The 24896-nt window shown below is 36.6% G+C and carries 22 protein-coding genes and 1 riboswitch; all 22 genes read right to left on the bottom strand.

Annotated features, from left to right (window positions below; all coding sequences use genetic code 11):
• Positions 1-182: 182 nt before the first annotated feature.
• Entirely contained in the window at positions 183-608 is a 426-nt protein-coding gene (locus tag V7024_RS06105; protein WP_335517053.1) for a RicAFT regulatory complex protein RicA family protein, read from the bottom strand.
• Between the two features lie 3 nt (positions 609-611).
• Positions 612-2141, bottom strand: a complete 1530-nt coding sequence (miaB, locus tag V7024_RS06100; RefSeq protein ID WP_098917284.1) for a tRNA (N6-isopentenyl adenosine(37)-C2)-methylthiotransferase MiaB — start codon at positions 2139-2141, stop codon at positions 612-614.
• 329 nt (positions 2142-2470) lie between these two features.
• Complete coding sequence (locus tag V7024_RS06095; protein WP_020059062.1) at positions 2471-3337, bottom strand: 2-oxoacid:ferredoxin oxidoreductase subunit beta; 867 nt, start codon at positions 3335-3337, stop codon at positions 2471-2473.
• Positions 3324-5081: a 2-oxoacid:acceptor oxidoreductase subunit alpha gene (locus tag V7024_RS06090; protein WP_335517049.1), complete on the bottom strand. Its 1758-nt coding sequence runs from the start codon at positions 5079-5081 to the stop codon at positions 3324-3326. Before V7024_RS06090 ends, V7024_RS06095 begins: the two co-directional genes overlap by 14 nt.
• A 247-nt stretch (positions 5082-5328) precedes the next feature.
• Positions 5329-6252 carry a dipeptidase gene (locus V7024_RS06085; RefSeq protein ID WP_335517046.1) on the bottom strand — a complete coding sequence of 308 codons (924 nt, stop codon included), beginning with the start codon at positions 6250-6252 and terminating at the stop codon, positions 5329-5331.
• Between the two features lie 200 nt (positions 6253-6452).
• Entirely contained in the window at positions 6453-6713 is a 261-nt protein-coding gene (gene spoVS / locus V7024_RS06080; protein ID WP_020059065.1) for a stage V sporulation protein SpoVS, read from the bottom strand.
• Positions 6714-6862: 149 nt separating this feature from the next.
• Positions 6863-7657: a TIGR00282 family metallophosphoesterase gene (locus V7024_RS06075; protein ID WP_335517043.1), complete on the bottom strand. Its 795-nt coding sequence runs from the start codon at positions 7655-7657 to the stop codon at positions 6863-6865.
• 183 nt (positions 7658-7840) lie between these two features.
• A complete protein-coding gene (gene rny / locus V7024_RS06070) occupies positions 7841-9403 on the bottom strand; it encodes a ribonuclease Y (protein WP_098917280.1) in 1563 nt (520 codons plus the stop codon).
• A 665-nt stretch (positions 9404-10068) separates the two neighbouring features.
• Positions 10069-11103, bottom strand: coding sequence for a recombinase RecA (recA, locus tag V7024_RS06065; RefSeq protein WP_335517038.1), 1035 nt, complete (start codon positions 11101-11103; stop codon positions 10069-10071).
• 152 nt (positions 11104-11255) lie between these two features.
• The gene (locus tag V7024_RS06060; protein WP_335517035.1) at positions 11256-12494 is read right to left on the bottom strand and encodes a competence/damage-inducible protein A; all 1239 of its coding nucleotides are present in this window, start codon (positions 12492-12494) and stop codon (positions 11256-11258) included.
• Between the two features lie 21 nt (positions 12495-12515).
• A complete protein-coding gene (pgsA, locus tag V7024_RS06055; RefSeq protein WP_335517033.1) occupies positions 12516-13094 on the bottom strand; it encodes a CDP-diacylglycerol--glycerol-3-phosphate 3-phosphatidyltransferase in 579 nt (192 codons plus the stop codon).
• 64 nt (positions 13095-13158) lie between these two features.
• Positions 13159-14067 carry a helix-turn-helix domain-containing protein gene (locus V7024_RS06050; RefSeq protein WP_335517030.1) on the bottom strand — a complete coding sequence of 303 codons (909 nt, stop codon included), beginning with the start codon at positions 14065-14067 and terminating at the stop codon, positions 13159-13161.
• A gap of 21 nt (positions 14068-14088) precedes the next feature.
• On the bottom strand, positions 14089-14874 hold the full coding sequence (locus tag V7024_RS06045; RefSeq protein WP_020059071.1) for a DUF3388 domain-containing protein: 786 nt from the start codon (positions 14872-14874) through the stop codon (positions 14089-14091).
• A 150-nt stretch (positions 14875-15024) separates the two neighbouring features.
• The gene (locus tag V7024_RS06040; protein WP_098917274.1) at positions 15025-15273 is read right to left on the bottom strand and encodes a DUF3243 domain-containing protein; all 249 of its coding nucleotides are present in this window, start codon (positions 15271-15273) and stop codon (positions 15025-15027) included.
• 108 nt (positions 15274-15381) lie between these two features.
• Complete coding sequence (ymfI, locus tag V7024_RS06035; RefSeq protein WP_335517026.1) at positions 15382-16095, bottom strand: elongation factor P 5-aminopentanone reductase; 714 nt, start codon at positions 16093-16095, stop codon at positions 15382-15384.
• A 21-nt stretch (positions 16096-16116) separates the two neighbouring features.
• A complete protein-coding gene (gene yfmH / locus V7024_RS06030) occupies positions 16117-17403 on the bottom strand; it encodes an EF-P 5-aminopentanol modification-associated protein YfmH (protein WP_335517023.1) in 1287 nt (428 codons plus the stop codon).
• A 1-nt stretch (position 17404) separates the two neighbouring features.
• Positions 17405-18679 (bottom strand): EF-P 5-aminopentanol modification-associated protein YfmF, encoded by a 1275-nt coding sequence (yfmF, locus tag V7024_RS06025; RefSeq protein ID WP_335517019.1) that lies wholly within the window; start codon positions 18677-18679, stop codon positions 17405-17407.
• Between the two features lie 131 nt (positions 18680-18810).
• Complete coding sequence (locus V7024_RS06020) at positions 18811-19770, bottom strand: ABC transporter permease (protein ID WP_335517016.1); 960 nt, start codon at positions 19768-19770, stop codon at positions 18811-18813.
• Positions 19771-20829, bottom strand: coding sequence for an ABC transporter permease (locus V7024_RS06015; RefSeq protein ID WP_335517013.1), 1059 nt, complete (start codon positions 20827-20829; stop codon positions 19771-19773).
• Positions 20822-22354, bottom strand: coding sequence for an ABC transporter ATP-binding protein (locus V7024_RS06010; RefSeq protein WP_335517009.1), 1533 nt, complete (start codon positions 22352-22354; stop codon positions 20822-20824). The genes V7024_RS06015 and V7024_RS06010 overlap by 8 nt, the downstream gene beginning before the upstream one ends.
• Positions 22355-22434: 80 nt before the next feature.
• Positions 22435-23517 (bottom strand): BMP family lipoprotein, encoded by a 1083-nt coding sequence (locus V7024_RS06005; protein ID WP_335517006.1) that lies wholly within the window; start codon positions 23515-23517, stop codon positions 22435-22437.
• An 89-nt stretch (positions 23518-23606) separates the two neighbouring features.
• Positions 23607-24332, bottom strand: coding sequence for a GntR family transcriptional regulator (locus V7024_RS06000; RefSeq protein WP_098917266.1), 726 nt, complete (start codon positions 24330-24332; stop codon positions 23607-23609).
• Positions 24333-24583: 251 nt separating this feature from the next.
• Positions 24584-24686: riboswitch (purine riboswitch) on the bottom strand.
• Between the last annotated feature and the right edge of the window lie 210 nt (positions 24687-24896).

The raw sequence follows: 24896 nt of genomic DNA, 5'->3' as shown, positions 1-24896 counted from the left end.
TTTTTTCGATTCACCTCACCACCTTCACATATGTTTAGAGGTGGGAGTCCTCTCGAAAGGTATGATAGAAAACCTCTAATTTTCAGAAATCGAAAACAATCATTGACACTGCTACAAACACGAACTGGGCCATCACCTATTCGAAATGAAACAAAAAAAAGATGTCGAGCTCGACATCTTTTTTAGCAAGTGCCTTTCTTATTTGCTACTTCAGCACCTGTCTCTCCTTTTAACACATCGCCGCCAGTTGAAATTAAAATTTCATCTGTGACGGTGTTTGAAATTGTACTTGCGACAAGCTGCAATAAATCATTTACATATGTTTGAGAAGATTTAAACTGTTGGACAACTGGAATTTCATCCAGTTTATCTTGCAGCGCATCAATTTCCGATTCTACCTTTTTTAACGCTTCCCATTTCCCATAATGCTGTAAATTTACTGCTTGTTTTTGCAAAGCTTTAATTTCATCAATCGTACGTTTTACATTTTCATTTTTATGAATTTGTGCTTCTGCACGTTTAAAGAAATCCACTTCTTCTGTTTCAGAAATCATTTTTGCTAATTCTTTCGCTTGCTCTACAATTTCATCTTTTGTAAAGATTTTCATCTATTATTTCACCTCGATCGGCTCCTCAACCAATTCCCCGTTTAGAGACCAAGTTTTTGCTTTTGTTACTTTCACTTTTACAAGCTGACCGATTACAGATTTTGGAGCTACGAAGTTTACAAGTTTATTGGCACGTGTATAACCTGCAAGTACATCAGGATTATTTTTACTTTCTCCATCAACAAGCACTTCAACAATTTGCCCTTCATACGTTTTATTCTTCTTCGCAGAAAATTCATTTACTAATGCATTTAAACGTTGCAAACGTTCTTTTTTCACTTCCATCGGTACATTATCCTGCATTTTTGCAGCCGGTGTACCTTCACGCGGTGAATAAATAAATGTATATGCACTATCAAAGCCTACTTCACGATATAACGACATCGTTTCTTCAAATTGTTCATCTGTTTCATTTGGGAAACCGACGATAATATCTGTCGTTAGTACTGCATTTGGAATCGCTTCTTTAATTTTACGTACAAGTTCTAAATAATGTTCACGTGAGTATTTACGTGCCATAATTTTCAACATATCCGTACTTCCAGATTGCACCGGTAAGTGAATATGTTCAACTAAATTGCCGCCTTTTCCAAGTACCTCAACTAAATGATCATCAAAGTCGCGTGGATGGCTTGTTGTAAAACGAATACGTGCTACGTCAATCTTACGAAGTTCATCCATAAGATCTCCTAAACCATATTTCATATCTTCGAAGTCTTTTCCGTATGCGTTTACGTTTTGACCAAGTAGCGTAATTTCTTTATAACCATTTGCAGCTAAATGACGTACTTCTTTAATAATGTCTTCAGGATGGCGGCTACGCTCTTTACCACGTGTATACGGTACGATGCAGTACGTGCAGAATTTGTCACATCCGTACATAATGTTTACCCACGCTTTAATATCCCCGCGGCGTACTTTTGGAAGATTCTCAATGACATCTCCTTCTTTTGACCATACTTCAACAACTGTCGCTTTCGCAAACATAGCATCTTTTAAAATGTATGGAAGGCGGTGGATATTATGTGTACCAAATACCATATCTACATGCTGATGTTTTTGCATAATTCTGTTTACGACAGATTCCTCTTGTGACATACAACCACATACACCAATTAAAAGATCAGGATTTCTTTGTTTTAAAGATTTTAAATGACCAAGTTCCCCGAATACTTTATTTTCAGCATTTTCACGAATTGCACATGTATTTAGTAGAATCACATCTGCATCTTCTGTAGAGAATGTTGGCTCATATCCAAGAGTCGTAAAGATGCCAGCCATTACTTCTGTATCATGCTCATTCATTTGACATCCATAAGTACGGATATAAAACTTTCTTCCAGCACCAAAATTACGAAACTCTTCTGGTAAGCCAAAGTCACGTTCAATTTTAACTTCTTCTTTTCCACGTTTTTTCGCATCTTTTAAAGAAGGTGGCTGATATACACTTTCAAAATATTTACTGTAATCTTTTTCTGCTTTTTTAGTAGTTGAAGTTGCTTGTTGACCTGCTAATCGTTGCTCTTCGTTCATGAATAATCTCCTTTCAACCTTACATATACAAAGTTTTAACTTTTAGTTGTTGTTTAAGTTGTTTTTATAAAAAAGCATATCGCTTCATTCCTATACACATTATTATAGTATAAAGCGTTCAGTCAAATTAAACAATAGAGATGGCTTGGATTCATGAACGATTTCACTTGATACTAAGGGAGATTAGAGGAGCTCATGTAATATGACTCTTATTTATTATTTTATCATTCCGAATTTTCATAGTAAACAAAATACAACTTATTATGTAAGGACTTAATCATAATTTTGTATCAGAAAAGGCTACCGAATTTTCGATAGCCTTTCATCTATTACATGAACTCTGCTACAAGCTCATCAAACATTTTTTGGTCCATTTGCAGATCAGCATGAACTAATGGTTTTTCACTATAACCTTTTACAAGCTCTTGGTAAGAAGGTTGTTCTTTATTTTGATAAATTAAACCTGTTACTAAACCTTTGTTTTCCATTAATGTTTGCATTGCAAGCATACGATTAGATGGATCATATCCTTCTACTTCGCTAAGTCTTGTTAAATTCTCTTTAAACCAATCGTACGTGTTTACCTTGTTATATGTTACACATGGGCTATATACGTTGATGAGCGAGAAACCTTTATGTTGAATACCAGCTTCAATTAGCTGTGTTAATTCTTTTAAATCACTAGAGAAACTTTGTGCTACGAACGTTGCTCCAGCAGTTAATGCCATCTCCATTACAGATAGCGCTGGTTCAATTGATCCTTGCGGCGTACTTTTCGTTTTAAAGCCCGCTTCACTACGTGGTGAAGTTTGGCCTTTCGTTAAACCGTAAATTTGGTTATCCATAACAATGTACGTGATATCAATATTACGACGAATAGAATGAATCGTATGTCCCATACCGATTGCAAAACCGTCACCGTCACCACCTGATGCGATAACTGTTAAATCACGATTTGCCATTTTTACACCTTGTGCAATTGGAAGGGCACGTCCGTGAATACTATGAACACCGTAAGAGTTAATGTAACCAGAGATACGACCAGAGCAACCGATACCAGAAATAACCGCTAATTCATCAGGATTTAAACCTACATTGGCAGCTGCACGCTGAATTGCTGCTTGTACTGAGAAGTCACCGCAACCTGGACACCAGTTTGGTTTTACACTATTACGAAAGTCCTTAAATGTTGCCATTTAAAACAACCCCTTTTTTGCATTCGTTGTAAATTTCTTTTGGCAAGAACGGGTTTCCATCATATTTCAGCAGACTAGAAATTTTCTCCCCATTGCCAAGATTCATCTTCATAATATTAGCAAGCTGTCCAGTTGCATTGTTTTCTACAACGACAACACGTTTTGCCTCTTTCACAAGCGGCAGCATTTCAGCCGTTGGGAATGGATGAATTAAGCGAACATGAGCATGATTTACTTTTAATCCTTCTTGCTCTAAACGTTCCATCGCTTCTTCAATTGCGCCACGAGTTGAGTTAAAGCCTACTAATAATACATCAGCGTCATCATATTTTGCATTTTTGTATACAGGGGTATTAAACTTAATATTCTCCATTTTACGGAAACGTTTGTCCATTTGTGCACTACGGTTCAGTGCTGATTCAGATGGTTTTCCAGTTTCATCGTGCTCTACGCCTGTTACATGGTGAATACCATTTTTCATACCAGGTACAACACGTGGGGAAATACCATCTTCTGTTACTTCATAACGTTTGAAGTATGCTTTATTTTCACGCTCTGGTAACTCAGCATGTAAATCCAGTTTACCACGGCGAATTTCAACTCTTTCTAATTGAAGCGGTTCTACTGTTTGTTTACCTAAAGAAAGTTGTAAATCTGTTAAAAAGATAACTGGAACTTGATATTCTTCAGCTAAGTTAAATGCTTCGACAATATCATAGAATGCCTCTTCAGCAGTACTTGGTGCCATAACGATTTTCGGAATCTCACCATGCGTTCCGTAAATCATTGCCATTAAATCAGATTGTTCTTGTTTTGTTGGTAATCCCGTACTTGGTCCACCACGCTGTGTATCAATGATTACAAGAGGTGTTTCTGTAATCCCAGCTAGTCCAATCGCTTCCATCATGAGAGATAAACCAGGACCAGCTGAAGCTGTTAATGTACGTACACCAGCATAGTTTGCACCAATTGCCATCGTACAAGCAGCGATTTCATCCTCAGTTTGAATAACCGTTCCTCCTACTTTTGGAAGCTTCTTAATTAAGTATTCCATAATCTCAGAAGCGGGTGTAATTGGATAAGCAGACATAAAACGCGCACCGCCAGCTACTGCACCAAATGCGATTGCATCGTTCCCAATCATAAACATACGTTTTTTCCCATCTGCTTTTTCAAGTTGCATCATATTTACTTTTTCGCCGAGCAATTCTTTCATATATTGAGAGCCGCGCTGAATTGCTTCCATGTTCTTCTGAACAACTTGCTCTCCTTTACGACCGAAAATTTCATCTACAACTTCTAAATACACTTTTTCATCTAGCCCTAATACCGCACTAGACGCTCCAACCGCAACCATGTTTTTCATTAAAGATGTACCTAGCTCAGAAGCAATATCCGTAAATGGAATTGCATATAAAGTTACATCTGTTCCTTCAGGAATGCTTGGATTGAATTTTGCATCAGCAACAACAATTCCACCAGGACGTAGTTCGTGGAAGTTAAAATCAATCGTTTCTTGATCAAATGCAATTAAAATATCTAAATCATCTGATATCGCGCGTACCTCTGTTGTACTTACGCGAATTTTATTGTTTGTATGACCACCTTTAATTCGTGATGAAAAATGGCGATAGCCATATAAATAATAACCTAGTCGGTTTAATGCAATACAGAAGATTTCTCCTGTACTTTCAATTCCTTCACCTTGTTGGCCTCCAACTTTCCATGAAAGTTGACTAATCATTTCCTACACCCCTTTAACTGCATACATTGTAGTGTATTTTTTACAGTACTAGTTTAGCACTTTTTAAAACAAGAAACTACAATGAACACAAATTATACGTCTTCTAATTTCAATGAATGTTTCGCATAATCTTAATTCGTTTACAATTCTAGCCCTACAACCGTAAAAATGCAACAATTTGATACAATTTTATTGCTTATTTTCACAAATTTTCTAACTTTTCAATAAACAATTTTATAACAATATTCTAAAACGGAATATTGTGTATAAAATTACGATATATGAAATTATTTACTTGCTCTTCTTTATATCGCTTTAATAGTTCATTTATGACATATTCATAATGCTCATACCTTTCCACATGTACGACTGTTTCCGTGATTCCATCAAAATCTGATCCGAATCCAATATTCTTCTCACCGCCAAGCATACATACATGCTCTACGTGCCTTAATATATCATCTGTACAAACAGACTTGTTTGCAGCCAAAAACATTGGGACGAATGTTATCCCAATCATTCCATCTTTTTGAATTAATGCTCTAATTTGTTCATTCGTTAAATTTCTTGGATGCGGACATAACTCATAACTATTTGAATGCGATGCAATTGGATAATTAGAAAGCTCCATTACATCCCAAAACCCTTTCTCTGACAGATGAGAAACATCTGTCCATAGCTTGTAACAATTTAAGTCTTCTACTACTTTTTCGCCAAACAGTGTTAAGCCGCCATCTCGAGACTCTAACGCTCCATCCGCAACTAAGTTCGCATAGTTCCAAGTAAGTCCAACAGAACGAACGCCAAGATAATACAACGTTTTTAGCTTCGTTAATTCTTTTCCAATTGCATCGCATCCTTCTAAAGTTAAAAGCGCTCCTATATCATCCGTTCCCAATTGTTGAATATCTTCTTTTGTCCTAATCCATTTTATATTTGGAAGTGCCAAAATTTGTTCATGAAATATATTTGCCATCTCTAATGCAACTGCAAATCGCTGTTCATACGAAACTTCTTCCGGTACATAAATCGCAAAGCATTGAATACTACCACCATTTTTTGTTAACTGATCATATGTAATATGTAAAGAAGAATCATTTTGAAAAGTTCGCTTTCCTTTCCCCATCCATAACTGCCACAATACATCACAGTGCGCATCAAAAATTTTCAATGCTCCTCATCCTTTCTTCCTAAAACATTCTTATCTTTTATTGTATTGTTACGGCTGGAAAACAAAATCTTCTTGTAGAAAATGATCATTCCATTAGCGGTAAGCTTCATCCCCCCCTTGCCCCTTAAGTTGAGGGGCTAACTGTCCACAAATAGAGGGATAAAAATGACCTGTTTGCAAATGCAAACAGGTCATCCAATTTAACGAGGCTCTACAATTAATTTAATCGCTGTACGTTCTTCACCATCAATCATAATATCTGTGAAGGCTGGGATACATATCAAATCCACACCACTCGGCGCCACAAATCCTCTCGCAATTGCTACTGCCTTTACGGCTTGATTCAATGCACCTGCACCAATTGCTTGCATTTCTGCTGAACCACGCTCACGAATGACTCCAGCAAGTGCACCAGCTACAGAGTTAGGTACTGAAGTTGCTTTAACTTTTAATATTTCCATTGCTCGTTTCCTCCTCGTTTCTTTAAAAAATATTAGCGATTGAGTTCACTTTTTACTTATATTCACGAGCAATGATTCATATTCCTGCTAAAAATTCGTAATTTTTCTAAAAAATTAAAATATATTTTCTTTTCTAACTTTTATGCGTTTTATTCAAAAAATGGTTGATCATCATTAATTAAAATACGATCAATTTTTTTAGCTTTTCCTGTATTAGGATCTACATCAATTAGCACGGCACTTAACTGCGTTCTTCCACTCGTTACTTCAAATCGTACTGGAAGGTTTGTTAAAAATTTCTTCAGCACAGCTTCGCGATCCATTCCTAAAATTCCATCATATGGACCTGTCATCCCAACATCTGTAATATAAGCTGTTCCATCTGGTAAAATACGATTATCCGCTGTTGGAACGTGTGTGTGCGTACCAACAACTGCTGTAGCACGTCCATCTACATACCATCCAAGCGCTTGCTTTTCACTCGTCGTTTCCGCATGAAAATCAATAAAAATAATGTTCGTACGTTTTTTTGCGATTTTAATCAATTCGTCCACTTTTCGGAATGGACAATCAATTGGTGGCAGGAATGTACGGCCTTGTAAATTAATTACCGCTACTTCTACACCATTACAATTTACAAAAACAAGTCCTTTTCCTGGCGTTCCTTCTGGGAAATTTGCTGGTCTTGCAAGATACTTTGCATCATCAATAAATTCAAAAATTTCACGGTTATCCCACGCATGGTTTCCAAGTGTAACTGCTTGTGCACCGCACTCTAAAAAATTACGATAAATTTTCTCTGTAATGCCACGTCCACCTGCAGCATTTTCTCCGTTAATAATCGTAACTGTAGGTGTATATTTTTTCTTTAACGCAGGCACGTAATCTTGAATCATCTTTCTTCCTGGCGAGCCTACTACATCCCCAACAAATAAAATTCTCATTGTTCTTACCCTTTCCATCTATACATTCTTCGCAGTTTATTCTCATAAACTACAATCTTCACTTATAAAAAATACGGATTTTCTCACATCATCCTATTTCGTGAATCACTTCCGATTCTACAAGCTTTTCTATATTGTGTCCATTCTCGGCACAAAAAAATAAAGTGGTGCAACACCACCACTTTATTTTGCATATTCAACTGCACGAGTTTCCCGAATAACGGTAACTTTAATATGTCCCGGATAATCCAGTTCATTTTCAATACGTTTTCGAATATCACGTGCTAAACGATGAGCCTCTAAGTCATCAATTGTATCTGGCTTCACTAAGATACGAACTTCACGTCCAGCTTGGATTGCATAGGATTTCTCAACACCTTCATAAGACTCGGAAATCTCTTCAAGCTTTTCAAGACGACGAATATAATTTTCAAGCGTCTCACTTCGCGCTCCAGGTCTTGCTGCTGACAGTGCATCTGCCGCAGCCACAAGAACTGCGATAATAGAAGTCGGTTCTGTATCCCCATGATGAGATGCAATACTATTGATAACAACTGGATGCTCTTTATATTTTGTCGCAAGCTCGACGCCAATTTCAACGTGGCTACCTTCAACTTCATGGTCAATTGCCTTTCCGATATCATGCAATAAACCAGCACGACGAGCCAGTTTTTCGTCCTCACCAAGTTCTGCTGCCATTAGCCCAGCTAAGTAAGCAACCTCCATAGAGTGTTTTAGGACGTTTTGACCGTAGCTTGTTCTAAATTTCAAACGACCTAAAATCTTAATTAAGTCTGGGTGTAATCCATGTACACCTACTTCAAAAGTCGTTTGTTCTCCAACTTCACGAATATACTCATCCACTTCACGTCTTGATTTTTCAACCATTTCTTCAATACGCGCTGGGTGAATACGTCCGTCTTGTACAAGTTTATCCAAAGCAATACGAGCAGTTTCACGACGAATCGGGTCAAAACCTGATAGTATTACCGCTTCTGGCGTATCATCAATAATTAAATCAATACCCGTTAATGTTTCTAACGTACGAATATTACGGCCTTCACGTCCGATAATACGACCCTTCATCTCGTCATTTGGAAGATTTACAACTGAAACCGTTGTTTCTGCAACGTGATCAGCAGCACATCTTTGCATAGCTAAAGATAAGATTTCTTTCGCTTTCTTATCCGCTTCTTCTTTTGCACGTACCTCAGTTTCTTTTACCATAACAGCGATTTCATGCGAAATTTCATTTTCAACTTTTTCTAAGATAATAGCTCTTGCTTGATCACGTGTTAGGTTAGAAATACGCTCTAATTCATCTTGCTGTTTTTGTACTAACTCTCCCACTTTGCTTTCCAAATCTTCAATCCGCTGTTGTCTTGCTACAAGAGATTCCTCTTTCTTTTCTAATAATTGCTGACTTTTCTCAAGCGATTCATCTTTTCGATCAAGGTTCTCTTCTTTTTGCATTAAACGATTTTCTTGTTTTTGCAACTCGCTTCTTCGGTCACGAATTTCTAATTCCGCTTCTGTACGAAGTGTATGAATTTCATCCTTTGCTTCTAATAGCGCTTCTTTTTTCAGTGCTTCTGCTTGACGATTTGCATCTTCTACAATGCGCTTCGCTTCATTAGTCGCACCGTTAATCTTCGCTTCTGCAATGGACTTTCGAACAAAAAACCCAACAACTGCACTGACGATGGCCAGCAAAATGGAGATGAGTATCCAAACTTCATTACTCATAATTTCACCTCCTCTTGCTATGAATGAAAAAAGACTGCATGGATGTACATTGTTTGCATCTGCAACGTACAGCGATGACCTTCGTCCCGCCTTTTCAAGGGACTTTCTTCAATTCACAATTAAACTAGACATATGCTTATTTCGGAAAGTATACGTCCTCTCCGAATGTTACTTCTCTTCTTGAGAAGAGTGTGTCGTATATAATATAAGAAAAAATATACATTATCATTGTATCTACCGCTATTTTCATTGTCAAGCATTGTCTACCTTTACTTTCTTTACCTACCATAAAGTGAAACTACCATTCGTGAGATTTTTTTTATCTTCCTCTGATTATTATATAAATACAATTTGAAAAAACGACATGTAAGCCCTTTTCTTTTTAGAGGGAAATGAGAGCACCTGGCCGTGCTAGAAGCGGTCAGACCCCTTTGTGCCATATGCGAGGTTTCAAACAAAGGAAGAAAGCCAGTAGCGGTCATATTGCATTTGGTATAGCAGCGACTTTTATGCAGAAATATTAAAATGGATTTATATAGTGAAACCAATTGGACAGATGCCACCAGGTTATTCTCAACTTACTTTCTATGTTTTTAGTACAACTTTGAAATTGACTATTATAGACCAGAGAAAAATAAAAAATAAAAGACACGAAACCGTGTCTTTTAATCATCAAGAAGAGTCTTATCTTCTCCGCTTCCAGATGCACCCTCTTCACCAATGCCATGATGCTCACGAATAAAGAATGCTATTTCATCTGTAAGTTCTGGATTTTCTTTTAAGAATTGCTTCGCATTTTCACGCCCTTGTCCTAAGCGTTCCTCATTATAAGAATACCAAGCTCCGCTCTTTTGAACGATATCAAGTTCAGAAGCCATATCTAAAATTTCGCCTTCTCTCGAGATTCCTTCTCCGTACATAATATCAACCTCTGCAACGCGGAAAGGAGGCGCTACTTTATTTTTTACTACTTTCACTTTTGTTTTATTACCAACAATATCGTTACCTTGCTTTAACTGCTCAGCACGACGTACTTCTAAACGCACAGTTGAATAGAATTTCAACGCACGTCCACCTGGAGTTGTTTCTGGATTTCCAAACATTACCCCAACTTTTTCACGAATTTGGTTAATGAAAATTGCAATTGTTTTTGACTTGTTAATCGCACCAGATAATTTACGAAGAGCTTGTGACATTAAACGTGCTTGTAAACCAACGTGAGTGTCACCCATTTCTCCTTCAATCTCTGCTTTTGGAACAAGTGCTGCTACCGAGTCAATAACAATAATATCAATTGCACCGCTTCGCACTAATGCCTCTGCAATTTCTAATGCTTGTTCTCCCGTGTCTGGTTGAGATAATAGTAATTCATCAATGTTAACACCTAGTTTTTGTGCATATACAGGATCCATTGCATGTTCTGCATCAATAAATGCCGCTTGTCCGCCTTGACGTTGTACCTCTGCAATTGCATGTAAGGAAACCGTTGTTTTACCTGAACTTTCAGGTCCATAAATTTCAATAATACGGCCACGTGGATAACCACCAACTCCAAGGGCAACATCAAGTGCTAACGAACCACTTGATACAGTAGAGATCCTACGTTCCGCTTGCTCTCCTAGTTTCATAATAGAGCCTTTACCGAATTGTTTTTCTATTTGTTTTAACGCCATATCTAATGCCGCTTGACGATCACTCATTCAAAAATTCCTCCTTAACTTAAATGCTAATCTTATTATACATATTTTCTCCCCATTATGCCAACAAAAATCGAACGTTTATTCGATTTTTTATTTTCCAGTAGAGGAAACCCTCTATTTTTCTATATAAAATAGCAAAAGCTAGAAGAGATTTATATCTCTTCTAGCTTCTTATACAGATGATAAAATCCATATTTAACAGTTCGTTCACGAATTTGTTGACGACTTCCACTTAATGTAAGGGGAATAACTACCGTCGGCTGTTCATCTATGGCTAAACCCATAAACACTGTCCCCGGCTCTTTTCCTTCAGACGCCCCTGGCCCTGCTACTCCAGTAAAACTAATTCCAACATTCGTTTGCATTAGTTTTTTCACATTTTCAGCAAGATAACGGGCACAAGATTCACTAACAGCTCCATCTGTTTGTAAAGTCTTTTCTGGCACATGTAATACATGTTGTTTTACATCATTGCTATAACAAATTACGCCACCTTTAAACAGAGAAGATACACCGGCAACTTCAGTAATACGATCACCAAATAAGCCACCTGTTAAACTTTCAGCACATGCAACTGTTAAACACTTTTGTTTGAGCAAAGCAATTGCTTTTTTATGAAGAAGATCTTGATTGTATCCGTAAAAAAATGACCCTACTCTTTGTAAAATCAATTCTTCTATATGATTTATTAAAGATTCAGCTTCTTTTGCATCATTGTGCTTTGCTGTTAGGCGAAGCGTTACTTCTCCTTCAGAAGCAAGGGGAGCAATGGTCGGATTCGTTTGAGCATCTATTAAATCTTGAACCTTTGCTTCTAATTGCGATTCTCCAATTCCAAAAAATCGAAGAGTACGAGAATATAGATTCTCACCAGATGTAAAAGAAAGAAGCCAATTCTCTACATAACTTATATACATTGGATTCATTTCTTTAGGCGGTCCAGGGAGTAAAATATACACCTTGTTATTCTTACATAATCCCATACCCGGAGCCATACCATGATCATTAGCAAACACAGTCGCTCCCCTTAAAACAAGAGCTTGTTTTTTATTATTTTCGGTAAACTCTCTTCCCGTTCTTTTATAATAATCAACAATGGAATTGAGTGCTACTTCATCATATACAAGCTCTTCCTGCAAGGAGGACGCAATTGTTTCTTTCGTTAAATCGTCTTTTGTCGGTCCTAAACCACCTGTAAAAATCAATATATCTGCACGTTTTTGAGCAATTTCAATTGCCCGGCGTAAGCGATTATTGTTATCCCCTACAACAGTGTGATAATATACATCGATTCCGATAGATGCTAGTTTTTCTGATAAAAACTTGGCATTCGTATTCGCAATTTGCCCAAGCAATAGCTCTGTACCAACCGCGATAATCTCCGCATTCATCTTCCATTCCCCCATAAGCCGTTATTTCGAATCAACAAACACCGCTCTATTTTTCCAGAAATAATCCCATCCTGAAATAATCGTAAAGATAAGTGCAATCCATATTGAAATATCTGCAATTGGAATTGGAATTAAATTAAACGGAACATCGTGAAGTAAGTAGGCAGAAATCGCAATAACTTGCATCCACATTTTAATTTTCCCAGGCATTTTCGCAGCAGCCACTTCTCCTGTGCCAGCTAATACGAGACGCAAACCTGTAACAGCAAATTCTCGGCTAATAATAACAACCGCCATCCAAGTTGCTACATAATGTAAATCTACAAGCGTAATTAATGCTGCAGATACCAATAATTTATCCGCCAAAGGGTCTAAAAATTTCCCTAGATTCGTTACAAGATTATGTTTTCTTGCATAATGGCCATCAATCCAATCTGTCGCAGAAGCAATAATAAAAACAAGAGCTCCAACTAAGTGCTGAATTGGCAATTCTACATCTCCAATTGTATATACTCCCCAATCAAACGGAACGAGCATAATAATTAAAAATATAGGAATTAAGCAAATTCTTGATACAGTAATTTTATTTGGTAAATTCACAGCTATTCCTCCATCATGTCAAAAACGGTTTATGCATTGAAAAAAGTCATCGGAACGATGACTATTATTGAGCAGGTTGTTCTCCTAGGTTTTTAATCACCAAAATTTGATGATACATTTCTTCTGCATTTTGTGGGAATTCAACAACTTTACCGTTAATTTTGATTTCAACATTTGGCGCACTACCAATGTTTAAACGAACAACATGTTCTGACGATAAATCCTGTCGTTGTGTTTCATCCTTTTTTAAAGTACCTGTATAGAGTACTTTATCACCTTCGTTTTTAATATCTACATAACTTGTACCTTTTGCATGAATTTCTACCTTAAATTCTTTATTATGGCTTAGTTCTAATGTAGATTCTTTCCCATTTTTTTCAACAACTTTAATCTCTTCTTGAGCTGTATTTTGTTGCTGCTGAGCTTGTTGAGGTGCTTCTGCTTTTTTCTCTTCTTTCTTTTCTTTCTTTTCTTTCTTTTCTTCTTTCTTTTGATCAAGAGGAGAATTTTCTGCTTTTTCCACTTCTGTTTGTGCATTTTTCGTTTGTTTTACTTGACCATCGTCACTTTTACCTAAAACAAACTGAAACACAAACCAAATTGCAACACCGACAGCAATAACAAGCAATGTAATTAAAATTTTAGGCATATGATCTGCAATTGGTGATGTAGCTGCTCTTTGCACAGTTTCCTGTGCTTTTTGTCCCGTGGAAATTTGCGGAACATCCTGAGAAACCGACTGCGGTATTTCGTGTCTATATTCTTCTAGTACCGCCTCTCCATTTAATCCAACTGCTTCTGCATATTGCTTTATAAAGGCACGTGCGTAAAAATCCCCAGGCAATATACTTAAATTTCCTTCTTCAATACTAATCAAATAGCGTTTTTGAATTTTCGTAACTTCCTGCAGCTGATCGATGGAAAAACCTTTCAATTCTCGTGCTTCTTTCAGCTTTTGTCCTAATTCTGTCAATGCTAACACCTCAATATTTCTTTAAAAGTCGAACATAGAAAAATTATTTTGATTTCCTTGTTCAATTTCATCTACTAGACTGTATTGAATTTCTTCATCGTAATCATTTCTCAACTCAATAATGTAATCAAAATCATCAAGAGTATATTCTGACTGACTCACAAATACATCTGGATGCTCTACAACCTTTGTTGCTGGCAATCTCATAATTTCGCGAACAAGCTGCCAGTGTCGTTCATTTGCGCGCTTCGTTGAAACAATTCCATCTAAAATAAAGATATTATCATCATTATATTCATCTTCAATTAATTGACTGCGTACCGTCTGTTTAATAAGAGTCGACGATACAAAAAGCCAACGTTTATTTGCACAAACACTTGCAGCAACGATGGACTCTGTTTTTCCAACGCGCGGCATTCCACGAATTCCAATTAATTTATGGCCATCTTTTTTCATAAGTTCCGCCATAAAATCGACAAGTAAACCTAATTCATCACGAACAAAACGAAATGTTTTCTTATCATCCGCATCTCGCTGTATATATCTTCCGTGCCGAACTGCTAATCGATCACGAAGCTTCGGTGGACGATATTTCGTTACAGTTATATTATCCATCGTATTTAGAATTGATTCAAGTCTAGAAATTTGTTCTTGATTCTCACACATTAATAATAGTCCGCGCCTAGCATTGTCTACCCCATTAATTGTAACAATATTAATACCAAGCATACCGATTAACGAAGAAACATCACCAAGCAAGCCAGGTCGGTTTTTATGTATTTCATACTCAAAATACCATTCAATCATTTGATGACACTCCCCTTGCTTACTTTACACCTACGTACTATATTATATGATTTTCCCCTAATAGGAAAGTGAAATGTACAATCGAGAACTCGATTTAATTGAAGGATTCTCAAAATCGACAAAAAAGAGAGGATACTTCCTCTCTTTTCACTACTTATGTTTGACCATTTTTACCATTAAATTCGCAATTATATGTTGCTCTTGTTCATCTGCAACCTTCCACAGCTCCGCCAATAATTTTTCTTGGTCATTACGCGCTTCTACTTCATTTGCTAAATAATCCCCAATGCGATAAGCCATATCAGAAATTGCCCCGCCGTCTAAACCTTTTCCTTGCGCTTGGTCTAAACGCTCTCCTAAAAAGCCTTTCCATTGTTCAAAGTTATCTAATACTGACATCGTTAAGCACCTCACTATTAAGTAATGGAGTCATATTTACTATTTGCCACTATGCTCTTTTTTATGTACGAACAAAATGCAAAATACAATACTCCTTACTTTAAACGATTAACAATGCCAGCCCCCATTCACTCCAATGATTTGACCTGTTATATAAGATGCTTGAGAAGAAACTACAAATGCAACTGTATTGGCTACTTCCTCTGCCACCCCTAATCGGCCAAGCGGAATTTCTTCTGCAATCTCTTGCTTTTCTTCATTCGAAAATACACGCATCATTTCTGTTTCAATTGCACCTGGAGCAATCGCATTCACCCGTACACCACTTAATGCAACCTCTTTCGCCAATGCTTTTACGTATGAATTTTGCGCTCCTTTCACCATTGAATACAACACTTCGCATGAAGCACCTATTTGTCCCCAAATGGAAGAAATAACAACAATATTCCCACTTCGATTTCGAATCATTGAGGGAAGTGCAAATGAAACAAGTTTATATACATTTTTCACTTGCAACTCCACCATCCTATTTAATTGTTCCTCTGTAACATCTGTCGTTAATCCAAAAATACTTTGCCCAGCTGCATATACAATTGTCTCAATTGGATGATGAATTTGCGACCATAATTCCGAAGCACCATCTATTTCTGATAAATTAGCCTGAACGGGAATAATACCTTTAAGTTCTTGCTCTAATTGCTGAACTCTCTTTTCACCTTGGTTATAATGAACATACACCGCGTAGCCATCTTTTACTAATCGTCTTACAACGGCAGAGCCGATTCCTCCACTTCCCCCGGTAACTAATGCAAACTTCTTCATCTTTTTCCTCTCTCTACTTCATCATTTCTTTGGAAGTACCTGACAAATGCTAAATCGTTCTTCTTCTAAAAAGCTCTTCGCAACTGTTTGTAAATCTTGAATTGATAAACTTTCCAAAACAGATAATGCGTCAAACAGACTAGAGCCGTTAAATGCATATCGTGTGAATTGATTTGCAATATACTCTGGTGAATTTAGCGAACGTAAAAAACCACCTATTTTCTTCTTTTTCACACGCTCTAACGTTTCCCCGCACAACTCATCATAATTCGTTTGTAGTAAAATATCCGTTATTCGCTTTGCTAATTCATCTGGGTGCTTCGTATCTCCACCAATCATCGCAAAACCGAAACTACTTTCTTCTGTATAATCGTACGAAAACGTATCATCAATTAAACCCTCATTATACAATGTTTCATAATGGGTAGAACTTTTTCCAAATAAATAATCTAACATAAGCGTTAAAGCAATTTCTTGTTTTAACAAGTCTTTTCCTTGTCGCTTCAAGTCTTGTGTTTTCACACCAACTAAGCATTTCGGTGTTTGTACCGGCATTGTAATAATCATTTTTTTCTCATTTACTTGTTCTGGTTCTTCATCAAAAGATCGTGCAATTTCAGATTGAGCAGTATAATTTTTCTTCGCTTGATTTTGACGCACTAAATCCATCGTTTTCTCTGGATCAATCGAACCAACAACAAATAGCAACATATTGCTTGGGTGATAAAATGTATGATAACACTCATACAGTAAATCTTTCGTAATTTCACTAATTGAATCAATTGTTCCAGCGATATCAATCTTTACAGGGTGTTTCCTATATAAACTGTCAATTAATCCAAAATATAAACGCCAATCGGCATTATCTTGATACATTTGAATTTCTTGCCCAATAATCCCCTTCTCTTTCTCGACCGTTTGTTCAGAAAAGTATGGATCTTGCACGAAATCTAACAATGTTTCTAAATTCTTTTCAACGTTTGATGTGCAAGAAAATAAATATGCAGTTCTTGTAAACGATGTGAATGCGTTTGAAGAAGCTCCTTGCTTACTAAATAATTGAAACGCATCGTGATCCTCTTTTTCAAATAATTTATGCTCTAGAAAATGTGCAATGCCATCCGGCACACGAAGCATCTCATTTTTTCCAAGTGGCACAAACGTATTATCGATAGAACCATACTTTGTCGTAAATGTTGCATACGTTTTATTAAAATCTTGTTTTGGGAGAATATATACTTCTAAACCATTGGACAGTTTTTCGTAATACAGCGTTTCTTTTAATTGTTCATACACGATTTTTTCCATCTTAAACACCCTCCGTCCCATGTAAGAAGTAAATTGTATCTAGCTGAATATTATTGGCTACCTTAACGATTTCATCTTTCGTTACTCGTTCAATCTCTGTTAACCATTCTTCTACAGGGCGGTCATAATTTGCAATTACGCCATGGTACAGAAGTTCTACAAGACCGCGCGGCGTATCAATCGTCTCTAAAACTTGATTTTTAATTACACTTTTTGTTTGTACAATTTCCTCATCAGTAAAATCACCATTTTGCATCGCTCTCATTTGTTCTTTAATAATCGTAACAGCTTTTTCATAATTTTCCCCCTCAATTCCAGACATTACGAATAGAAGTCCTTTATGACTTTCATAGCGAGAGGCAGCATAATATGCCAAGCTGTTTTTCTCACGTACATTAACAAATAATTTCGAATGCGAAAAACCACCAAATAATCCATTAAATAACTGTAAAACAAAATAGTCTTCGTCGCGATACGTAATATATGTGCGGTATCCAATATTTAATTTACTTTGCTTTAGTTCTTGTTTTTCTACAACCTCTTGTTCTTCTTCATTTTTCTTATGAAGCAATACATTTCTTTCTTTCGGTTCACGTTTAGAAACAGAAAAGTACCGTTTCACAAGGTCAAGAGCCCCTTCTTCAATATCACCTATAATATATAAATCCATTTCATCTTCATCTAATACTTTTTTATAATATTGATACAAAGTTTCGTTTGTAATCTTAGAAACACACTCTTTTTGACCGTTTGCACTTAAGCGGTACGGTTCTACTTTACACATTTCTTCGATGAGTCGTTCATTTGCATAGCGCATTTTATCATCAAACGTAGATTCAATCCGCTGCACGAGTGCACGTTTTTCACTTTCTACAACCGTTTGTAAAAAACCATTTCCTTCTGTTGCTGGTCTTAGTAAAATATCAGCAAGCATAGCAAGCGCTTTTTCAAAGAGTGGCGGCGCTTCTTGTAAATATGTTTCATTGGCAATGTCTATATAAATAGAAATAACATGATCCTCACCTTTTTTACTTACATCAACAGCTAATGACGAACCATATAACTCCTCTAAATATTGACGAATTCGAATGACAGACGGATGTGTTTCTGTAGCACTTTGTAATACATAAGGAAGCAAAGCCCGTTCTGTTACTGTTTCTTCACATAACGGTGACTTTAACCGTAACACAAATGTATTCGTTTTATATTTTTCTGTCGGAATCATATGTACACGTAATCCACCTAATTCATGTGTTTCTTGTTTTATAAGATCCATTTGTAAACCTCCTCTAAAAAGGAATTTTCTTCTTCAATATACAGTTTTCACAAAAGAAAATGCAAATTTTCTCATGTATTAACGTTATTGTATGTAAAAAAACTCGCACTAATGTGCGAGCTTTTTAGCTTTTAACGTTTTCCTTTTTCATATGGTGTTCCAAGCGCTTTCGGAGCTTCGGAACGTCCAACAAAACCGACAAGTGCAAAAATTGTTAATACATATGGTAATATCGTTAAAAAGATACTTGGAATTTGATCTAAAACAGGAATTGTACCACCTGTAACACCAAGTGACTGTGCAAATCCAAAAAATAACGCTGCACCTAGAGCTCCAATTGGATGCCATTTCCCAAAAATCATTGCTGCTAACGCTAAAAATCCTTGCCCTGTAATTGTAGCCCCAGAAAAGTTATTTGAGATAGATGTTGAAAATACTGCACCGCCAACACCAGCAAACATACCTGATAAACAAACTGCAATATAGCGCATTTTATAAACATTAATACCCATTGTATCAGCTGCCATGGGATGTTCCCCAACAGCACGTAATCGTAAACCAAATGGTGTTTTATAAATCACATACCAAACTACAAATGCTAAAATGATTGCAATATAAGAGGTTAATGGTACATCAGAGAAAAACACTTTTCCAATAACAGGAATATCAGAAAGGCCCGGAATATCAATTTTTTCAATACGATATTGGATAAAATCAGTTTGACCTTTTCCAAAAATCTTTTTAATCGCAAACACTGTTAATCCTAACGCTAAAAAATTAATCGCTACTCCGCTGACAACTTGATCAGCGCGGAATGTAATGGATGCAACCGCATGAAGAAGTGCAAATAATCCCCCGCCAATCGCTGCAAAAATAAGCGCAATCCACGGCGTCATCGCTCCCCATGTATCTCCCATTAATAAAGTTGTAACTACACCAACAAATGCACCAAACAACATTAAACCTTCTAATGCAATGTTAACAACACCAGAACGTTCACTAAATACGCCTCCAAGCGCTGTAAAAATAATCGGTGCTGCCGTATATAACGTACCTGTAACAAGAATGGCTACAATATCTAGGAAACTCATTTATTTCCCCTCCTTGCTAAAACGAGAAAGTGCCCATCGTAAAATGTAACTACACGCTACAAAGAAAATAATACATGCAATAATAACATTAATGAGTTCAGATGGAACGTTCGCTTCAAAGTTCATTTGCGGTGCAGCACTTTTCAATCCGCCAAATAATAGTGCTGATAACAAAATACCAAATGCATTATTTGCACCAAGAAGAGCCACGGCAATACCATCAAATCCTATTCCTGTAAAAGAAGACATCGCTGTCATACTTTGGAATGTTCCAAGACCCTCCATTGCACCACCAATTCCAGCAAATGCACCAGCTATTGTCATTGATAATACAACATTACGTGACACTTTCATTCCAGCATATTTAGAAGCGTGCTGATTAAATCCAACCGATTTAAGCTCGTAACCTAATGTTGTACGATCTAATATAAACCACATAATAAGTGCTACAACAATCGCTACAACGATTCCCCAGTGCAGGCGAGAGCCATCTGTTAAAGAGGATAACCAAGAAGAAGCTAAAGACGCACTCGCTTTTATATCATACGATTTTTCATTTGCTTCATGTAGAAAATTCCTTATGATGTAATAAGTTACATAAAGCGCGATATAGTTCATCATAATTGTGACAATAACTTCATTTACCTTAAACTTCCCTTTTAAATATCCAGGAATAAATCCCCACAGTCCACCAGCAAGCGCTGCAACTAATATCGATAATGGGACATGGATGAAGGCTGGTAAAGAAACAGCATAACCGAACCAAACAGCAGCGAGCCATCCCACTAGCAATTGTCCTTCTACCCCGATATTAAACAAACCTGTACGGAAGGCAAACGCTACTGATAAACCAGCAAGAACAAGCGGAATCATCGTACGGAGTGTTTCACCTATTGCACGTGGATTTCCGACCATACCATCCCATAATGCGGCATAGCCGACTATTGGATCGTATCCACTCGTAATCATGACAATGGCTCCAACAAGTAAACCAAAAATAACGGATAATGCAGGTACTAAAATGTTAATTGTTCGCTCCGTTAAAAATTTTTTAGCCATTTGTGTTCACCTTCTCTTTCTTCTTTCCCCCAGCCATTAACAGACCTAGCTGTTGCTCATTTGTTTCTTTTGCATTTACAATATCAACAATTTCCCCTTCATAAATGACAGCGACGCGGTCGCTTACATTTATAATTTCGTCAAGCTCTAACGAAAGCAACAGAACTGCCTTTCCTTTATCACGCTGTTCAATTAACTTTTTATGAATAAACTCAATGGCCCCAACATCTAAACCACGTGTTGGCTGCGCAGCAATTAATAAATCTGGATCACGATCTACTTCACGAGCAATAATTGCCTTTTGCTGATTTCCTCCAGATAATGCTCGTGCTGGTGTATGCTCACTCGGTGTACGAACATCGAACTGCCCAATTAATGATTTTGCTTTATCATAAATCTTTGTAAAATTTAAAATACCTTTTTTAGAATTTGGATTTTTATAATACGTTTGCAGTACCATGTTATCTCCGATAGAAAAATCAAGAACAAGCCCATGCTTATGACGATCTTCAGGAATGTGTCCAACACCTTCCTCTGTAATCCGTCTAACTGGCCAATTTGTTACATCTTTCTCTCTTAACGTAATAGAGCCTGACTCAACTTTTCGTAAACCAGTAATCGCTTCTATTAATTCACTTTGTCCATTCCCATCGATTCCTGCAATACCAACAATTTCTCCTGCACGAACAGTTAAGTCAAGTCCTTTTACGGTAGGTAAATGACGTGCATCGTGCACAACAAGATTGGAAATTCCAAGTACATTTTCACGTGGTTTGGCGTCTGACTTTTCTGTTTTAAAATTCACTTGACGTCCGACCATCAATTCTGCAAGCTTGTTTTCATCTGTATTTGCAACGTCTACCGTTCCAATTCCCTTTCCTTTACGGATAATTGTACAACGATCACATACTTCCATAATTTCTTTCAACTTATGTGTGATAAGAATAATAGATTTCCCTTCTTGCACAAGCTTTTTCATAATATGAATAAGTTCTTGAATCTCCTGCGGCGTTAAAACAGCCGTCGGTTCATCAAAAATTAAAATCTCTGCTCCGCGGTAGAGCGTTTTCAAAATTTCTACACGCTGCTGCATTCCAACAGAAATATCCTCTATTTTCGCATATGGATCTACCGACAATCCGTATTGCTCAGATAATGCTTTAATTTCTTTAGCAGCTTCGTCAATAGCAATTTTCCCGCTTTTCTTCGGTTCATTTCCGAGAATAATATTTTCTGTAACTGTAAAATTATGAACTAACATAAAGTGCTGATGTACCATGCCTATCCCAAGATCATTCGCTACATTAGGATTGGTAATTTTTACAGGTTCCCCTTTTATTTTAATTTCACCTTGTTCTGGTTGATACAAGCCAAACAAAACATTCATAAGTGTGGATTTCCCAGCACCATTCTCTCCAAGTAAAGCATGAATTTCTCCCTGTTTCACTTGCAGCGTAATATCATCATTCGCCACAATTCCTGGGAATACTTTTGTAATATTATTCATCTCAATTACGTATTCCATATTAATCCTCCTAACAGGATAAAGTTCTTTATATATGCAAAGGTTAGTTCTAAGAACTAACCTTTGCTATTGATCTACCATTATTTTTTAAGAGAAGCTTCAAATGTTTTGTACTCATTTGGAGTAGAAGGTACTTTAATTTCACCACTTACAATTTTCTTTTTCAATTCTTCTACTTTTGTTAAAATTTCTGGATTTACTTTTTTCACGTTGTCAGTTGTTTTTGCAATTCCCACGCCATCATCTTGTAGACCAAATGCTTCTGTTTTACCGCCTTCAAGTTTACCGTCTTTTGCTTTTTGTGAAACTTTTTCTACTGCAACGTCAACACGTTTTACCATTGAAGTTAATGTTACATTTTCTGGCATACCTTCTTGGTTTTGGTCACGGTCAACCCCGATTACCCAAACATTTTCACCTTTTTTCTTGCGGTTTTTCGCTTCTGTAAATACACCGTTACCAGTTGCACCCGATGCATGATAAATTACGTCAACACCTTGGCCATACATAGCTGAAGCTAATACAGAACCTTTTTCTGGTTTATCAAATGCTTCTGCATATTGAGATACAACTTCAATATTCGGATTTACAAATTTCGCACCAGCCTTGAAACCAGATTCAAATTTTTCAATTAGAGGACTTTTAATCCCCCCAATAAATCCTACTTTATTTGATTTTGTTGTCATTGCCGCAACCGCACCTACAAGGAAAGAGCCTTCATGGTCTTTAAATGTAATACTTGTTACATTTGGCTTATCAACTACTGCATCAACAAGTGCAAATTGTTTTTTTGGATTCTTTACTGCTGTTTCTTGGATAGCCTCTTGCATTTTATAACCGATTCCAAATGTTATATTGTAGTTAGTGTCTACAAATTTTGCTAAGTTTGGAATGTAGTCTGCATCCTTAGTAGATTCAAGATAGCGATATCCTTCATTTTCTTTTAGTTTGTTATCTTTACCAAACTTTTTTAAACCTTCCCAAGCAGATTGGTTAAATGATTTATCATCTACTCCACCAACGTCTGTAACCATACCAACTTTAAAGTTTTTACTGTCTTTTTCCTCTTTTTTCTCACTTGACTTATCTGTGTTTCCACAAGCTCCTAAAATTGTGCTTGCTGCTAACGTTAATGATAATAGAATTCCAGCTTTTTTCTTCATACTAAAAACCCCTCCTAAAATATGTATCTAGTTACTTACAAAATCATGTCCCTATTTTCTTGCTGTCACCTCCCTAAAATGGGCACAATCTACATACGTTTTCTTAACACGTGGAAGCTAAATTTGTCTGCTCGAAAATAATTAATAGAATATAAAATCGGTTCATCGTTTTGATCATAGTGCATTTGCTTTAACACAAGTAATGCTGTTTCCGGTCCACATTCTAAAATTGGTGATATTTTAGAATGATAGCCAAGAGGTTCAATATGAGCAACAGCATATGTAATGCGTTTATGTGTATTTCTATGTATGACCGTTAGTAATGATTCCTCTTTGTATTCTGACAAATCAGGAAGAACTTCTTTTGGTAACTTATCAACGCAATAAACAACAGGTTCCCCATCTGCTGTACGAACGCGTTCAATCATAAGTGTTTCAAAACCATCTTCACTATTAAATTTTTCTTTTTCTTCTTCCGTTAAGCTCCCTACTGCTGATGATAGAAATAATGTACCTGGCTTTTTGCCTGCACCAGTAATCATATCTGTAATACTAGATAATTGTTCAATTCCAGAAGAAAACAACGGCTTTGCATTTACAAACGTTCCTACACCATGCCGACGGATGATAACGCTTTCTTCTTCTAAAATTCGAAGTGCTTCTCGCAAGGTCGCTCTACTAACGCCTAACTCTTTTGCTAGATCAAATTCGGACGGTAGCTTTTGCTTCTCTTTATATACCCCGCTTTTAATCTTTTCTTTAATGTGGTCAATCACTCGTAAATACAAATGTCGACTATCTGACTTTACTGACATAAGACTCCCCTCGCACTACACTTATTCGACCTCTGATGTAAGACCTCTTTTCTCTTTTTTCCACAATTAATATATCATGAATTCCCCTAAATAAAAATAAGAAAGTTGCAATTTGTCGAATAAGTGCTAATAATTTCGTTAAATGAAATTTTCTTTCTTTAACCTATAAAAAAAACTTTGCACCTTACATTTCTCATATGTTGAATTTCTCATATGTTGAAAAAGTTAGGAACAAAGTTGCTATACACCTTGTATTGACACTTTTTCCTCATAGTCTAGCAAATTAATGGTTGCTAGGTAGAAACTTATGGACCTTATTACCAAGATTATATGAGGCTTATTTTGATTTCGAAGTAATCGTACCATTTGATATGATTACTGTCAATACAATCCAACAAAAAAATCGAACGTTGGAATTAAAAAAAATACAACCATTCGTATTCTAATTAAAAGCTGCCGATAGTAAGCGTTATCATTTTCATTCATTAAAGAAACCGACTAGAATTCTTTCTAATCGGCTTCTTTATCCCGCTATTCGTGGGCAGTAATACTCCCACCTCAAAA

This window comes from Bacillus sp. JJ864, from assembly GCF_036963045.1.
Taxonomy (GTDB): domain Bacteria; phylum Bacillota; class Bacilli; order Bacillales; family Bacillaceae_G; genus Bacillus_A; species Bacillus_A pseudomycoides_C.
This window is presented reverse-complemented; position numbering and strand designations above follow the sequence as displayed.